The sequence below is a fragment of the Desulforegulaceae bacterium genome (genome assembly GCA_034006035.1).
Taxonomy (GTDB): domain Bacteria; phylum Desulfobacterota; class Desulfobacteria; order Desulfobacterales; family JACKCP01; genus JACKCP01.
The window spans coordinates 121,476-137,210 of sequence record JAVETN010000005.1 but is presented as its reverse complement, the minus strand read 5'-3'; the positions used below and the strand labels follow the sequence as shown (position 1 = coordinate 137,210).

The window sequence follows — 15,735 nt, the reverse complement described above, 5'->3', positions numbered from 1 at the left end:
AACAAAATAAACAAACTTAACCCCGACCAATACAATTGCTTGGTCAAAGACTGAGGTTTGCAATATCTTCAAACTAAAAACAGGTATCTATTTTTATGGTTAAAGAAAAAAGCCCCAATAAATCCATTGCTCCTTTTGTAAAATGGGTGGGCGGAAAAAGACAATTAATTAAAGATTTAGAAATCCATTTCCCTTCTGAAATTTCTACTTACTATGAACCTTTTGTGGGCGGAGGAGCTGTATTGTTTCATCTTCAACCCAAAAAAGCAGTGATCAATGATACTAATAAAGAACTAATAAACTTATATAAGACCATAAAAAACAATCCTGACAAACTTATTAAGGATTTAAAAAAACATGAGAACACTCCTGAATATTTTTATAAAATCAGGAGTTTAGACAGAGACAAAAATATCTACTCAAAGCTTTCAAAAGTGGAAAAAGCTTCAAGAATTGTTTATTTAAATAAAACCTGTTTTAATGGTTTATATCGGGTAAACAGCTCAGGAGAATTTAACACACCATTTGGAAAATATAAAAATCCAAATATTGTTAATGAAACAACAATAAAAGCAGTAAGTAATTATTTGTCTACAAACTTGATTGAAATTTTAAATATTGATTTTGAAAAATCCCTTTTAGAGTCTAAAGAAGGCGATTTTGTATATTTAGACCCTCCCTATGACCCTGTTTCTAATAGTGCTAATTTTACAGGATACACCAAATCAGGCTTTGGAAAAGATGAGCAATTGAGATTGAAAAATATTTGCGATAATTTAAATAAAAAAGGAGTGAAATTTTTATTATCAAACTCTTTTACAAATTTTATTCAAGACTTATATTCTGATTATAAATTTTCAATTATAAATGCCAAAAGATCTATAAATTCTAATGCTAAAAAACGAGGGGCAATAAAAGAAGTCCTTGTGAAAAACTACGATTAAGCCTAATTGTTATTTTTTAAAAAAATTTGCTTGTCTTTTAAATTTAATATTTTTTTAGTGCAATCAATTGATTTGCACTCATTTATTTTAATTATTTTAATAGCTTAGCTTTCAGAAGATCAGAAGACAAAATCCAGTTTTCGTTGCAAACCTGTTTTTATTTGCTTTTTTGTTAATAAAGCCCAGCCACAACAATCAGAGCAATTAAAATAGCAAGGATTTGACTTTCCTAGATTAAAATATAAATGAAACTTATTGATTTTTACTCTTTAATAAGAGATGTTTATTTTAAAGTTTTATTCATTATCAAAGTCATAAATAAAATCTATGCACTTTAAAATCAGAAAAAGCACCAATGGAAGAAAAAAAAACTGCCCTGCCCAAAGACTATGAAGGAAGACTTTTATTTCAAGATATTTCTCTTGACCTGAAAAAAAGTCTTTGTTCATATATAAACCGTCTTCAATCAATAAACGAGCTTCTTGTTCCTGCAATTTTGTATATTTCAGCCTGGAAAGATGGAAAAAATGAAATTTGGTATGAATATGCAGGAGATAATTTTAAAGATCTTTTTTCTTCGGATATAAAAAATTTATCCTCAGTATTTAAAAACTCAGTAAAAGCAAGAAAAACTTATGTACAAAAAGAATCTAATCTCACAATTCAAACCCAGGACAAACCTCTTCTTCTTAAAAAAATTTTAAAACTAAGAAATGAAACTGAAAATTCCGGATTTAATGAGGCTGTATATAAAATAGAATATAGAAACAATATCTTCTGGCTAAAAGATCAGGCTAGAGTAATTCCTTTTACTAAAGATAAAGTTACAATTTCAATAGGCAATCTCACCAATGTCACCAAGGAAATGGAAGCAGACGAAGCAAGAAAAAAAGCAGAAATTATTCTTAAAAACAAGGAAGAAATTCTTACTTCCCTTTTTAACAACTCATACGATTCTGTAATCTTAACAGACATTGAGGGAAACATTATTGATTGCAATGAGGTTGCTGAAAGAACTTTCAATTATACTAAAAACGAGCTGATAAACAAAAAATATTATTCTTTTATTCTTCCCCAAGAAAGAAAAACATCAATAAATAAAATAAAAGAAGTAATGGGCAAAAAAAATATCAGAACAGAACTCACTCTTTTGACAAAAGATAAAAAAACCTTGGAAGTTGAGGTTAGCATAGTAAGAATAGACAGCAATCCTTTAGTTATTCAATCATTTATAAGAAAGAATTCAGAAAAAATTGCTCTTGAGAAGGAAAAAATTGCTACCAGCAAATTCAAACTTGTTTCCACTATGGCCACAGGTATTTCCCATGATATCAACAATATTTTGTCAATAATCCACGGAAATCTTTCACTTGCAGCCATGGAAGCTTCTAAAAATAACAATGAAAATATTTTAAAAATAATTGAAAGAATTAACAAAGCTTCTTCCCACCTGGAACTTATAACAAAAAAATTTTTCAGCTTTTCAGATACATCTTTAATTATAAAAAATTCTATTGAAATTAAATCTTTTTTTAATAAGTACGTTGATAAATACAAAGATTTAACTCTGACAATTAAAATCGCAGATAATCTTAAATATTTTCGTATAAACCCCTTGATTTTTGAACCTGCAATTGATGCTATAATTGAGAATTCTTCAGAAGCAATAGCAAACTCAAAGCATAAGGAAATTAAAATAAAGATTTCGGATTTAACAATAAAAGAAGATTCAGATTTAAAAGAAAAACTTTTTAAAGAAGAAAACTATATTAAAATTGAAATCATTGACTCAGGAAAAGGAATCAAACCTGACAATATCAGCAGAATGTTTGACCCGTATTTTTCAACCAAGCCTTTGTCATCAAAAAAGGGAACCGGGCTTGGACTTTCCAATGTTTATACAGCAATCAAACAGCACGAGGGGTATATTGAGGTTGAGTCAAAGGAAAATATTATGACAAAATTTATCGTTTATATCCCAGAGTAAAATCAAAAATCAGATAAAATTAAACTTAGTTTTAAAGTGAAAAAACACTAGATTTAAAAATCTTATTTTATTATCCTAAAAACACTTAGCTCCTAGCTTAAAAACTCTCTATAAAACAATAGAAAATCATGGTAAAAACTAAACAATTTACTTAATAAGCAAATTTGTTATATAGGTTTCTTAAATGTAAATTAACCAGGCTAAGCTTTTATTTTTTCACAGATTCAAAAAAATAAAAGTTTAGCATATCAAATGTAAATTTATAATACTTAAATTTGAAAGAACTTTATGAGTATTCTTAATGCCATAGGTAACACGCCTATAGTGGAGTTAACAAATATCTGGAGTACTGAAAAGACAGGAATAAAAATTCTTGTAAAACTTGAAGGTTCAAATCCAGGAGGCTCTGTAAAAGACAGGCCTGCATTCTATATGATACAAAAAGCTTATGAAAGCGGACTTCTTACAAAAGAAAAAACCATACTTGAACCCACCTCAGGAAATACAGGAATCGGGATGGCTATGGTTGCAAGAGCAATGGGTTTTTCCATAAAACTAATCATGCCGGCCTGTGTCAGCACTGAAAGAAGATCCATTCTGATTGCAATGGGAGCAGAACTTGAGCTTACCCCTGGAAGTGAAAAAACAGACGGGGCAATAGCAAGAGCCAATCATATTCTTGAATCCTACCCAGACAAGTATTATATGCCCAATCAATTTAAAAATGAAGCAAACTATATGGCTCATTTTTATTCAACAGGGCCTGAAATCAATGAACAGACAAAAGGTGAAGCTGATCTTTTTGTAGCTGGAATGGGAACTACAGGAACATTGATGGGATGTTCAAAATATTTTAAAGACAACAATTTAAAAACAAAAGTACTTGGGATTGAACCCCAAATAGGTCACAGAATCCAGGGCCTTAAAAATATGGAAGAAGCAATTGTTCCAGAAATATATAATCCCTCTTTGCTTGATCATAAAATTTTTTGTAGTGACAGGGATGCATTTAATACAGTAAGGGAGCTTGCTCTTTGTGAAGGAATTTTTTGCGGAATAAGTAGCGGTGCCGCACTTTGGGGTGCAATGGAAGCAGCAAAAGATATGGCAAAAGGCTCAACAATTGTTGTTCTTCTTCCTGACCGGGGAGACAGATACCTATCAACAGAAGTGTTTAGAAGTGTTTGTGCTAAATGCCCTCCATGATTTTGCTTACAATCTATAAAACCAAAGATTAACGTTTTAGCAGACAAAACACTGTTTTTGTGCTAAAAAATCAATCAAAGGTAATTGATTATTTTAAAAAACAAAAACAATTAAAGTTGGAGTTTTTCAGGAACAGAATATTATGAAAGAAATTTTAAAATTATCCCAGGAAATTAATAGTTTTTTTGAAACAAAAGATAAAAACCAAAAGGTTTTTTTTAATCATATTTTTTTAAATTATTGTTCAAAATATGCTGTTAATAAAGATTTCGGAGGAATTGGCGGAGAATTTCAGGATATCTACAAATTCACCAAAGCTCTTACCAAAGAAACTGCCAACCTTGGAATTTCACTTTCAATTCTTATAAACATGCTTATTTTAAAAATTATTTCCATTTATGGAAATGATGAGCAAAAAGAAAAGTATCTTAAAAGTTCAATTGAAAAAGGGCTTGTTTTTTCATTTGCTGTTTCAGAACCCAAAGCAGGCCCCCACCCTAAGTACCTAAAATCATCAGCAGTAAAAAACAACAGCCTATATGTTCTCAACGGAGAAAAAACTTTTACCACCAATGCCCCTATTTGTGATTACTCAATAGTTATTGCTATAACTTCTGTTGATGAAAGAAAAAACTACTCTGCCTTTTTTGTTCCCTCAGACAATACAAATGTATTGATTGAACCAATTGAAAATCTCCCTTTTTTCAAAGATTGCCCCCATGGCTCAATTAAGTTCACAAACTTTGAAACAAATGAAAAAGAAATTTTGGGTAAAATTGACAAAGCCTATGATGAAATAGTAATGTCTTTTAGAAAATATGAAGATATTTTAATGGCAGGACCAATTTTAGGCGTCTTTGAATATCTTATACATTCTGTTCTCAAAAAAAATAAAGATATTGACAACAAAGATTTTTTATATGAATCAGGAGCAATTATTGCCTCAGTTAAAACACTTGATTTCCTCTGTGAAAAAGCATGTATAGAGCTTGAAAACAATAAAAACACAACTGAATTCATTCATCTGTTTTTAAGAGATCATTTTAAATCTTTAATTGAAAGGCTTAATAACCTAGCTTTAAAATTTGAACTTGACTTTGAAAATACAGAAAAAGAAATTTTGGAAGACCTTTCAAGTTCAGGCAAAATTGCTTTTAAATCTGCCTGGACAAAACTTGTAAAACTTGCCGAAAGCGAGAGTTTATAATGTTTAGTGCCAAGATCAACGAAGAAAAAAACAGGCTTTATCTCTACCTGGGGGGGATGGCCGAAAAACAAGATTGCAGCCTGGCCATAGATCAAACAGAATATTATGTTCGTTATTTAAAACAAGGCTTTACCTGCATTTCTGACTTAAGAGGATTTAAATTCAGCGATTGTGATCATTATTTTATGCAATCAATTCAGGAAACCTTGTGGGATGCCGGAGTAAGACTGGCGGTAAGGGTTATTGAAAACAACGGACTCAAAATCTTTTGCTATGAAAAAAAGAGCATTGTCTGGCCTGGATACCAAATTGAAACTGCATTCAGTGTAAGGGAAGCTGAAAGAATTCTTTCAAGAATCGGATTATAATCCCAATGTTTTCGGGAATTCTCCCTGTTATCCTGACTTTTTTCACAGGGATGGTTTTAAAACAATTAAAAATAGTTTCCTCAAAAGATGCGGATTTTATTTTAAAGCTTATATTTTATGCAGGAATTCCAGCACTTGTTCTAAGCTCATTTCACAATTCAATTATTGAAAAAGAGTTAATTTTTCTTCCCTTTACAGCGGTATTTGTGCTTTGCTTTTCAGGTCTTCTAACTCTTTTATTTTCATTTTTATTAAAACCTGAAACAAAAACAAAAGGGTCGGCAGTCTGTGGAGCCATGATAATGAACACAGGGTTTTGCCTGCCATTTATTGAAGCTTTTTACGGGCCTTCCGCAATTATTCCTGCACTTATTTTTGATATTGGAAATGCTTTTTTTGTTTTCACATTTACATATTTTATAGCGGGAAGATTTTCCGCCAGTGAAAAAATCAAACCAAAAGACTTTCTTAATTTTTTAAAAAATCCTCCACTTATTTCAATAATAATTGTTTCTGCCTTAAATTTATTTAATATTGAACTTGGAAAACCGATTTTAAACTATTTCCAGTTTATTTCCCAAATGGTACTTCCGCTGATAATGATTGCCATAGGGGTTAAATTTAATTTAAGAGGAAAATTTTCTTTATTTTTATTTTCAACCATATTTTCCAGAATGGCTGGAGGTTTTGCAGCCGCTTATTTAATATTGTCTTTTTTTGAAATAGATCCTTTAATAAAAGCTTGTATTTTAATATGTGCATCTTCACCCATTGGATATAATACAATAACTTTTTCAGTTTTAAAGGATTTAGACAACGAATTTGCAGCCTCAGCAGTTTCATTATCAGCCTTTGGAGGACTTTTAATTCTTCCTTTGATTTTTTATTTAATCGGGTAAAACTATGATTATTGAAAAAAAAGATAATTTAATAATGGATAAAATCCATTTATATAAAAAAAAGATGAATGAAATAGACACTAAAATAACTCTTTATCTCTCTGACAAGAAAAAATACCCCCATCCAGGACAAGAATCCTTTGTGGAAGAAGTAAGAAAATTTGAAAACTCAGTCCATTCATATCCCAATAAAGAAGTCCAGTATTTTCTTGATAATCTTATGGAGTCATTGAGAATTCATGAAAAAATTTGGAGACAAAAATTTTTAAACTTTGAAAACAAAAGAAAAAAAATTTTTAGTGACCAAGAAATAAAAGATATCTACAATTTCTATACCGCAAAAAACAATAAAAAAAATATAGATTTTAATCATTTCAAAGAAAGATTTTCAAAGGCTATTAAAATTCAATCTGAAAAGCTTAAATCAAATGAAACTTTAAAGATCAAATATCTAGATACCGGAGAAATCCGGATTAAAAAGGAAAAAATTGAACATTTCTGATTTCATACCTTCAACTCCTGAAGAAGTGCAAAAAAGGGGCTGGGACAACCTGAATGTAATAATTGTAACAGGAGATGCCCACTTAGATTCCCCATTTATCGGCTCTACAATTATTGGAAGAGTTCTTTTATCAAAAGGATTTAAAGTAGGGATCATTTCTCAACCAGAAACAAATAATGATAAAGATATAAAAAGGCTTGGCCAGCCAAATCTTTTTTGGGGAGTAACAGCAGGAGCCATGGATTCAATGGTTTCAAACTACACTGCATCAGGTAAAAAAAGAAATAAAGATGATCTAACTCCCGGGGGAATAAACAATAAACGCCCTGACCTTGCCACAATAAAATACACAAACCTTATTCAAAGATATTTTAAAAACTCTGCCCCCATTGTCCTTGGAGGAATTGAAGCAAGTTTAAGAAGAATAAGTCATTTTGATTTTATTTCAAAAAAATTAAGGCGCTCTGTTCTTTTTGATTCAAAGGCAGATTATCTTTTATTTGGAATGGGTGAAAAATCAACCATTGAACTTGCAAACCACCTTAAAAACAAAACCTCTCCCCATAATATAAGGGGTCTGGCATATATATCAAAAACAATACCAAAAAATTATGAAACCATTCCTTCCTACGAAGAAGTGTCAAAGTCTAAAGATAAATTCAGGGAAATGTTTTTAAAATTTTATGAAAACAAAGATCCCATCTCAGCCAAAGGAATGGTTCAAAAACACAATGACAGATACCTTGTTTTAAATCCTCCGGCTCTAAATCTTACCCAAAAAGAACTTGATGAGGTTTATGAACTTCCATTTACAAGAAAAGTTCACCCCTTTGATTTAAAAAAAGGTGGGGTCAGTGCTGTTGAAACAATAAACCACTCGATTACAACCCATAGAGGCTGTTATGGGGAATGCAATTTTTGTGCAATTGCTGTTCATCAAGGAACGACTATTGTCTCAAGAAGCGAAGAATCAATTTTAAAAGAAGTGGAAAACATAACCAAAATGAAGACATTTAAAGGTTATATTACAGACCTTGGAGGCCCCACTGCCAATATGTATGGATTTGAATGTCAAAAAAAACTAAAGCTGGGTTCCTGCCTAGATAAAAGCTGCCTTTTTCCTTCAGTTTGCCCAAGCCTGAAACCCAGCCATAAAAGACAAATTGATCTTATCCAAAGAGCTGAAAATATAAAAAATGTAAAAAAAGTCTTTATTTCTTCAGGAATCAGGTATGACATGATTTTAAAAGATAAAAACTACGGTGAAAAATATTTAAAAAAAATAATTGATAAAAACATTTCAGGTCAGCTTAAAATTGCACCAGAGCACTGCGATGACAAGGTTTTATCTCTTATGGGGAAACCTTCTTCAGAGGTTTTGAAAAAATTTAAGTCAGTTTTCGACCATCTTTCAAAAAACAAAAAAATTTTTCTTAGTTATTATTTTATTGCAGCCCACCCTGGATGCTCAAAAAAAGAGATGATAAACTTAAAAAAATTCTGTATAAATATACTAAGGCATAACCCAAGACAAATACAAATTTTTACTCCAACACCGTCAACAATATCAACAATGATGTATTATACTAAAAAAGATATTGATAATAATGAAATTTATGTTGAGCAAAATTTAAGAGGAAAAGAAAACCAAAAACAAATAATAATAAGATGAAATAAGTTGATTTACAATTGACTGAGAAGATAATTTGTTACAACAATTGGTATTTAATTTAACAATTTATAAAAATAAGGCTGAAGAAAATGGTAAAATTACTTTTTAAGCTGATTCCTTTAGTAATCCTTTTATCCCACCCTTTCTTATCCTATGCTTCAGAAACCAGGGTTGATCTGAACAGCAGGGTTGAAATTGGTAAAGAACATTTCTCAACAGGAAATTTTGAAAACTCTTATCAAATTTTTAAAGATCTTTTTTTAAAAAACCCCGGGAATGAAACAATAAACTTTTATCTTGGAAGATCTGCTTTTGAGACCAAAAAATATGAAGAAGCTGTTTTTGCTTATCAAAGAATGCTTATTTCTCAACCCAATCTTTCAAGGGTCAAGCTTGAAATGGCAAGATCTTATATGGCTCTTGGCTCCTATCAGGAAGCAAAAAGAATTTTTAATGAAGTTTTAAACGAAAACCCTCCTGAAGATGTTAAGGAAAATATCCGCCTTTTTATAAAAGCAATTGATTCAAGAGAGAAAAAACATATTTTTTCAGGATCTGTTGAAGTTGGATATGGATATGATGACAACCCAAGGGCAACCTCTTCGGATAAGACAATTGAAATTCCTGTTTTTAACAACCTTCCAATGAATGTTGGGGGAAAAGGTTCAGATTATTTTTTTACTACCTCTGCTGAATTTGCCTATATATAACACAGACAATCAAGTTTTAAATCATATGAGAACAGATTTTTTCTATCAAAAAAACATTTATGATACGGAAGATGAACAAGATTTTAATTATATAAATCTTGGATTTACACCCAACTTTAGAATTTCTTCAGATCTATCCCTTGATATATCTTTTATTGCCCAGCATATAAGCATTGACAACGATTCTTATTTAAATACAGCAGGAACAAGACTTACTCTTAAAAAAACAATCTCAGACTCAAGCCGATTGAATTTTGGAATTTCACATACAAAAAATTTCTATGAAGATGACTATGACTCAAAAGATGGCTCAAATTCAGGGCTTGGAGTTTCATGGACAAAAGGAATTCAAAACTTTCTTATCACTCCTTTTCTTGGTTATTCCAAAGAAAACGCAGACTCTGATATTTACTCATTTAAAAGATATTCTGGAGGAATGGGTTTATTCTGGCTTCCTTTTTCCAAATTATCTTTTTCCGGATTTTATAGATTCCAAAAGTCTGATTATGAGGACGAAGAGCCTTTATTCCTTAAAAGAAGAGAAGACAAAGTCCATTTTTTATCAGGAGATGCAAAATGGATGGTTTATCAAAATCAGGAAAAAACAATATCCACCTATCTTGGAATTTCACACCTTTTCATAAACAATAATTCAAACGCTGACATTTATGATTATAAGAAAAACAAAACCACAGCTTATGTAAAACTAAGCTTTTAAATGAGGGCTGAAAAATGAGAAAATCAATTGTTTTTATAAAAAGTCTAATTTTATTTATTCTGATAATGCCTCTTTTTTCCAATGTTTATGCCTCTGTTGGGAAAATTGCAGCTTTAAGAGGGAAAGCTGTTTCTTTTAACAATCAAGCTTCAAACCAGCTCACAATAAATAGTGAAATTTTTTTAAATGATAGGGTTGAAACAGAAAAAAACTCAAGGCTTCAAATACTTTTTAAGGATGAAACAATTGCAAGTATGGGACCTGAAAGTATTATGATTGTAAAAAACTTTAAATGGGAAAATGATGAGCAAAGATTTGAAGCAGAAGCAAAAGAAGGTCTTTTCCATATAATGGGTGGTAAAATTGTAAATACAGCTCCTAAAAATTTTAAAATCAAAACCCCTGTTGCAAGCATTGGAATCAGAGGGTCAATCTTTGCTTTCAAAGTTGAGAAAAACAATTTAAATATTGTTTTTCTTGGTGGAAAAGGAATTGACATCACAACTTCCTTTGGAAGTACAGCTCTTGTAAAACCTGGTTTTGGAACAAATATTTCAGGTGATACAAAACAAATTGAAACTCCAAGAAAATTTACAGAAAAAGAAATAGCTGAGTTTAAATACACTGCTGAGGCTTCAGAAATTACTGCTCCCTTAAGCAAACAAAGCCTTGATATTTATCAACCAATAGAAACTAAAACCCCCCAATTAGCTATAGACGACAGAAATTTAGTTTCCCAGCCAAATCAAATTGGCTTTACAGAAATTGCTTCGGATAAAAATCAAAAAAATACAGCTGATAAATTTATTGAAGAACAACCAGGCGAAATAAAAAAATTAAATGGATTTGTTGCTGGTATAATTGAAAGTCAAATGGACAATGAAGTTTATTTCGAAGAAGTTGCAGAAGAATTATCAATTGATTTTGATGAAAAAAACAATACAATTTCTGGAAACATAGATAATCCTTCAATAACAGACACAAAGTTTAATTTTGAGGGTAAAAATGAATATCTCACCTGGGGTAATTGGAAAGCTTCGTATAATCATGAAGGTTACGGAGAAGAAACCCACACGCCCAATCCTGCTAAAGGTTTTTTCATAGCTGGCCAGCCTACAGAAAATATTGAAACTGTAATGGGTGAGCTTAAAAACAAGGGTACAACTCTTAATTATGAAGGCACTACAAATACAATTTTAATTAAAAACTTCAATGAAAAAAAAGATTTGCGAAACGGAAGGTTTTCAATGGATGTTTATCCAGACACTCTTGAGATCAAGGCTGAAATAAAACCTACAAATGACTTGACTTTTAAGTATGAAGGACAAATTAAAGAATCAAGAATAAATGCAAGCGAAATCCTTGACACCTCTTCTAACAATTCTTTCCATGGGAACCTAAACGGCAGTTTCTTTGGTCCCAATGCAGAAGCAGTGGGAGGTAATTTTAATGCTGAACACAGTACGGGCAGATACATCGGTACTTTCCAAGGAAAAAGATAAGCATAAATGAGCCGTAAAATCAATTTTCAAAAATCAATCCCTGCTTTAGCAGGGATTGTTGTTATAATTTCATCTGTTCTAGTGTTTCATTTTTACGCCTCAACAACAAATTCCATATTTAAAACCCTTGATTTTGAAATAACCAACCTAATGTTCAGAATAAGAGGAGAGCTTCCCCCATCTAAACAAATTGCAATTATTGATTTAGATGAAAAAAGCTTAAAAGAAATCGGCCAATGGCCCTGGTCAAGAAATATCCTAGCCGGTCTTATAGAAAAAATAGATTCAAAAGAAGCCAAGGTTATAGGCCTTGATATTTTTTTTCCTGAAAAAGACAGAACCTCACCTGCAACTATTCTTGAAAAGTTTGAGATAAAAGATTTAAACAAAAACAATCTCCCAGACTATGACCAAATTCTTGGAGCCCAGATTGCCCAGTCAAATCTTGTAATGGGTTATATGTTTGATTTTAAAAAAACCAATAGAAACAACGGTTTCCCTTTTTCATCAGCATCAATAAAAATTGATTTAGAAAATGTAAAATTCAGTGAGCTCAATATAAATCAGGCAAAAAATCTTATATTAAACATCCCTGAATTATCAACTTCTGTAACAGAAGGATTTATAAATGTTTTTCCTGAATCATCAGGGGCAGTAAAAAAAGTGCCTCTTTTTATAATGTACAACAACCTGCCCTACCCTTCTCTAGCACTTGAACTTTACAGGCTTTCCAAAGATTCTGACTCATTTGTTATCAAGCCCTCAAACCAAAAATCAGGATCAAAACACGCAATTCTTGGATTATATTCAGGCAATGACTTTATAAAAACAGATATTGATGCCCAAATGTTTATAAATTTCAAAGGAAAACCCTTTTCTTATAATTATTTTTCAGCTTCAGATATTTTAAATGACAAACCCAATATAAATCTTAAAAATAAAATTGTACTTATAGGAACTTCTGCAGCAGGACTTCTTGATCTTAAAGCAACTCCTTTTTCAGGAACATGCCCAGGAGTTGAAATCCATGCAAATATAATTGACAATCTTTTAAACAAAGATTTTATGAATTTTGATAAATTTACTGAAACTGCTGTTTCCTATATGATTTTGGTACCCTTGGGAATTTTTACAACAATTCTTCTTCTTTTTTCAGGGCCTATTTCAGCAGCAATTATTACAATTATAAATATCTGTGGAATTTTTCTTCTAAATTATTTTTTCCTCTTTAAAAACAATTTAATAGCAGGATTTTCTTTTCCTGTTTCTTCCCTTGGAACCCTTTCCATGGCAGTTATAATTTCCAATTATTTTTTCAGGGAAAAGGAAAAAAAATTCATTCAAACTGCATTTTCACATTATGTTTCTCCAGAAATTGTAAATCAACTTATAAAACATCCTGACAAACTTTCCCTTTCAGGAGAAACTAAAACAATTTCTATTATGTTTGGAGATATAAGAAGTTTTACTACAATATCTGAAAAGCTTGCCCCCCATGAATTGGGTCAGCTTTTAAATCTGTATTTTTCAAAAATAAGCGAAATAATACAAAGCAACAAAGGAGTGGTGGACAAATTTATTGGAGATGCTGTAATGGCTTTTTGGGGAGCTCCCCTTGAAAATGAAAACCATGGAATGGACAGTGTTGTTTCAGCAATGAAAATACTTAAAGGAGTTGAAATACTTAACAAGGAATGGGAAAAGAAAAACTTTCCATTTATAAAACTTGGAATAGGAATAAATTCTGGTGAAGCAAGAATAGGTAATTTTGGAAGTAATGACAGGTTTGACTATACTGCAATTGGTGACAATGTAAATCTTGCCTCAAGGGTTGAAGGTCTTACAAAATTTTATTCAGCAAATATTCTTATTACTGAAAATACAAACAATCTTGTTAAAGATGAAATTCTTACAAGAAAAACAGATTGGGTTAAGGTTAAGGGAAAAACCAAACCAGTTGAAATTTATGAACCAATTTCTATTTTACCCTTTGACCCTGAAACTGAAGATAAGGTAAAAACTTTTAATTTGGCTTTAAAAAATTACCATAATGGCAATTTTACTAAAGCAGAAGAAATTATAAAAAAATTAAAACACAAAGACAGTTTTTTTATTTATGAACTATATCTTGAAAGAATAGAAAAACTAAAAAATACTCCCTTAAACACCTGGGATGGAGTATTTGAGTTTCAAACAAAATAGCCTGGCAAAACTTGCCTTTACATACGGCAAAAGTAAAATCATTTAATTCAGACTATACAAAATGTTTTTACAAACAACTAAGGTAAAAAAATGAAGAAAGATCAAATAATTAAATTTAAGGATGTAAGTTATTCCTATTTACCCAACTCAACTCCAATACTTGAAAACATTAATTTTGAAATTTTTAAAAAAGAAATTGTATGTATTGTAGGACCTAATGGAGGGGGAAAAACCACTTTACTTAAACTTATTTCAGGCATTTTAAAACCTGATAAAGGAAAAATAGAAATTTTTGGTTCATCTCCCGGAGAAAACGGAGAAAAAATTGGCTATATGCCCCAAAGCGTTCATTATGACAATTCTTTTCCAATTTCAGTTAAAAATGTTGTTTTAATGGGGATTTTGGGCAAAAAAAACCTTACCTCAATCTTTGGCTGGTATTCAAAAAACGATAAAATAAAATGCAAAAAAGCCCTTGCCAAGGTAAAAATGGAAAATTTAATAGAAAAACCTTTTTATGCTCTTTCAGGTGGACAAAAACAAAGAGTTCTCATTGCAAGAGCTCTTATTTCAGACCCTGAAATTCTTGTCCTTGATGAGCCAACTGCAAATGTAGACTATGAAACAGAAGATAATTTTATTTCCCTTTTAAAAGATTTAAATGAAAAAAAGAATAAAACAATAGTAATGGTTTCCCATGATATGGGCTTTGTGTCTGAAATTGTAACCTCAGTATTTTGCATAAACAAAACCCTTGTTATTCATCCTACAAACAAACTTTCCGGCAAGACAATTCAAGAAACATACAATTCTTCCTCAATTCAGCTCATAAGACATGACCATAGATGTTCAGACAAAGGACATATAAGATGAATTTTCTGGTAGAAGTTTTTAGTGACCCAACCCTTGTTTTTTTAAAATATTCACTTCTTGCAGGAATTTTTTCATCTTTTGCCTTTGGAATAACAGGAAGCTATATTGTGGTAAAAAGAATAAGCTATATGGCAGGTGCAATTTCACATTCAGTACTTGGAGGGATAGGATTTGCCCTTTTTATTTCAGCAAAATTCAATATCCCCTGGATTACCCCCTATTCAGGAGCTGTTGCAGCTTCAATTTTTTCAGCAGTGTTAATCTGGTTTGCTGAAAAGTATTCAAAGGAAAGGCTTGATTCTCTTCTTGGTGCGGTATGGGCAACAGGAATGGCTGGAGGGATTATATTTATTGCTCTTACTCCAGGATATATTGATCCTATGTCCTATCTTTTCGGGAATATATTAATGGTAACAAAAACTGATTTAATTGTAATTGCTCTATTTTCATCTTTAATTTGTTTTACAGCATTTTTATTTCAAAACAAACTTATAGCAGCATCTTTTGATGAAGAATTTCTAAAAATAAGGGGTGTGAGAACAGATATTTACAATCTCATGCTTTTAATAATGACTGCCCTTACAATTGTTCTCATGATAAGAATAGTGGGAATTATAATGATAATAGCAATGCTTACCCTTCCCCCTGCTTCAGCATCAAGACTTTCAAAAAACTTCTTTTCAATGAGTATTTTAAGTATTGTTTTATCAGCATTTTTTGTAATTTCAGGAATAGGGATAAGTTTTAAATACGACCTTCCAGGAGGGCCTGCAATAATTCTTACTGCCGGAGTTTTTTATTTTTCTATTTTATTTTTAACCTCAAAAAACTTTATTATTCAATATTTAGGAAATTTATTTAAAAATAAAGATTAATTATTTTGACACTTCCCTTTTTATTTGCCAATAGAGTTTATTAAGTAAGAATTATATAAAATCCTAGTTT

14 protein-coding genes are annotated in these 15,735 nt (G+C 31.0%); all 14 read left to right on the top strand.

Features of this window, described 5'->3' with window-relative positions:
- Positions 1–95: 95 nt before the first annotated feature.
- The 14 genes from RBR53_05840 to RBR53_05775 all read left to right on the top strand — a co-directional run bounded on the left by RBR53_05840 (position 96) and on the right by RBR53_05775 (position 15,665).
- A complete protein-coding gene (locus RBR53_05840; GenBank protein ID MDY0132173.1) occupies positions 96–944 on the top strand; it encodes a DNA adenine methylase in 849 nt (282 codons plus the stop codon).
- 355 nt (positions 945–1,299) lie between these two features.
- On the top strand, positions 1,300–2,931 hold the full coding sequence (locus RBR53_05835; protein ID MDY0132172.1) for an ATP-binding protein: 1,632 nt from the start codon (positions 1,300–1,302) through the stop codon (positions 2,929–2,931).
- 288 nt (positions 2,932–3,219) lie between these two features.
- On the top strand, positions 3,220–4,137 hold the full coding sequence (locus RBR53_05830) for a cysteine synthase family protein (protein MDY0132171.1): 918 nt from the start codon (positions 3,220–3,222) through the stop codon (positions 4,135–4,137).
- Positions 4,138–4,279: 142 nt separating this feature from the next.
- Positions 4,280–5,344, top strand: coding sequence for an acyl-CoA dehydrogenase family protein (locus tag RBR53_05825; GenBank protein ID MDY0132170.1), 1,065 nt, complete (start codon positions 4,280–4,282; stop codon positions 5,342–5,344).
- On the top strand, positions 5,344–5,712 hold the full coding sequence (locus RBR53_05820) for a hypothetical protein (GenBank protein MDY0132169.1): 369 nt from the start codon (positions 5,344–5,346) through the stop codon (positions 5,710–5,712). Before RBR53_05825 ends, RBR53_05820 begins: the two co-directional genes overlap by 1 nt.
- Positions 5,713–5,717: 5 nt before the next feature.
- The gene (locus tag RBR53_05815) at positions 5,718–6,611 is read left to right on the top strand and encodes a hypothetical protein (GenBank protein ID MDY0132168.1); all 894 of its coding nucleotides are present in this window, start codon (positions 5,718–5,720) and stop codon (positions 6,609–6,611) included.
- A gap of 4 nt (positions 6,612–6,615) precedes the next feature.
- Positions 6,616–7,113 carry a hypothetical protein gene (locus tag RBR53_05810; protein ID MDY0132167.1) on the top strand — a complete coding sequence of 166 codons (498 nt, stop codon included), beginning with the start codon at positions 6,616–6,618 and terminating at the stop codon, positions 7,111–7,113.
- Positions 7,100–8,785: a YgiQ family radical SAM protein gene (locus RBR53_05805; protein ID MDY0132166.1), complete on the top strand. Its 1,686-nt coding sequence runs from the start codon at positions 7,100–7,102 to the stop codon at positions 8,783–8,785. The genes RBR53_05810 and RBR53_05805 overlap by 14 nt, the downstream gene beginning before the upstream one ends.
- Positions 8,786–8,874: 89 nt before the next feature.
- A complete protein-coding gene (locus tag RBR53_05800) occupies positions 8,875–9,495 on the top strand; it encodes a tetratricopeptide repeat protein (protein MDY0132165.1) in 621 nt (206 codons plus the stop codon).
- 25 nt (positions 9,496–9,520) lie between these two features.
- Positions 9,521–10,213, top strand: coding sequence for a DUF2860 family protein (locus tag RBR53_05795; protein ID MDY0132164.1), 693 nt, complete (start codon positions 9,521–9,523; stop codon positions 10,211–10,213).
- Between the two features lie 14 nt (positions 10,214–10,227).
- Positions 10,228–11,715 carry a FecR domain-containing protein gene (locus RBR53_05790; GenBank protein MDY0132163.1) on the top strand — a complete coding sequence of 496 codons (1,488 nt, stop codon included), beginning with the start codon at positions 10,228–10,230 and terminating at the stop codon, positions 11,713–11,715.
- Between the two features lie 6 nt (positions 11,716–11,721).
- On the top strand, positions 11,722–13,917 hold the full coding sequence (locus RBR53_05785) for an adenylate/guanylate cyclase domain-containing protein (GenBank protein ID MDY0132162.1): 2,196 nt from the start codon (positions 11,722–11,724) through the stop codon (positions 13,915–13,917).
- A gap of 90 nt (positions 13,918–14,007) precedes the next feature.
- Complete coding sequence (locus tag RBR53_05780) at positions 14,008–14,790, top strand: metal ABC transporter ATP-binding protein (GenBank protein MDY0132161.1); 783 nt, start codon at positions 14,008–14,010, stop codon at positions 14,788–14,790.
- Complete coding sequence (locus RBR53_05775) at positions 14,787–15,665, top strand: metal ABC transporter permease (protein MDY0132160.1); 879 nt, start codon at positions 14,787–14,789, stop codon at positions 15,663–15,665. The genes RBR53_05780 and RBR53_05775 overlap by 4 nt, the downstream gene beginning before the upstream one ends.
- The last annotated feature ends 70 nt before the right edge of the window (positions 15,666–15,735 follow it).

Coding starts and splice junctions, on each gene's coding strand:
- RBR53_05840 (MDY0132173.1), top strand. CDS start 96: ATGGTTAAAGAAAAAAGCCCCAATAAATCCATTGCTCCTTTTGTAAAA.
- RBR53_05835 (MDY0132172.1), top strand. CDS start 1,300: ATGGAAGAAAAAAAAACTGCCCTGCCCAAAGACTATGAAGGAAGACTT.
- RBR53_05830 (MDY0132171.1), top strand. CDS start 3,220: ATGAGTATTCTTAATGCCATAGGTAACACGCCTATAGTGGAGTTAACA.
- RBR53_05825 (MDY0132170.1), top strand. CDS start 4,280: ATGAAAGAAATTTTAAAATTATCCCAGGAAATTAATAGTTTTTTTGAA.
- RBR53_05820 (MDY0132169.1), top strand. CDS start 5,344: ATGTTTAGTGCCAAGATCAACGAAGAAAAAAACAGGCTTTATCTCTAC.
- RBR53_05815 (MDY0132168.1), top strand. CDS start 5,718: ATGTTTTCGGGAATTCTCCCTGTTATCCTGACTTTTTTCACAGGGATG.
- RBR53_05810 (MDY0132167.1), top strand. CDS start 6,616: ATGATTATTGAAAAAAAAGATAATTTAATAATGGATAAAATCCATTTA.
- RBR53_05800 (MDY0132165.1), top strand. CDS start 8,875: ATGGTAAAATTACTTTTTAAGCTGATTCCTTTAGTAATCCTTTTATCC.
- RBR53_05795 (MDY0132164.1), top strand. CDS start 9,521: ATGAGAACAGATTTTTTCTATCAAAAAAACATTTATGATACGGAAGAT.
- RBR53_05790 (MDY0132163.1), top strand. CDS start 10,228: ATGAGAAAATCAATTGTTTTTATAAAAAGTCTAATTTTATTTATTCTG.
- RBR53_05785 (MDY0132162.1), top strand. CDS start 11,722: ATGAGCCGTAAAATCAATTTTCAAAAATCAATCCCTGCTTTAGCAGGG.
- RBR53_05780 (MDY0132161.1), top strand. CDS start 14,008: ATGAAGAAAGATCAAATAATTAAATTTAAGGATGTAAGTTATTCCTAT.
- RBR53_05775 (MDY0132160.1), top strand. CDS start 14,787: ATGAATTTTCTGGTAGAAGTTTTTAGTGACCCAACCCTTGTTTTTTTA.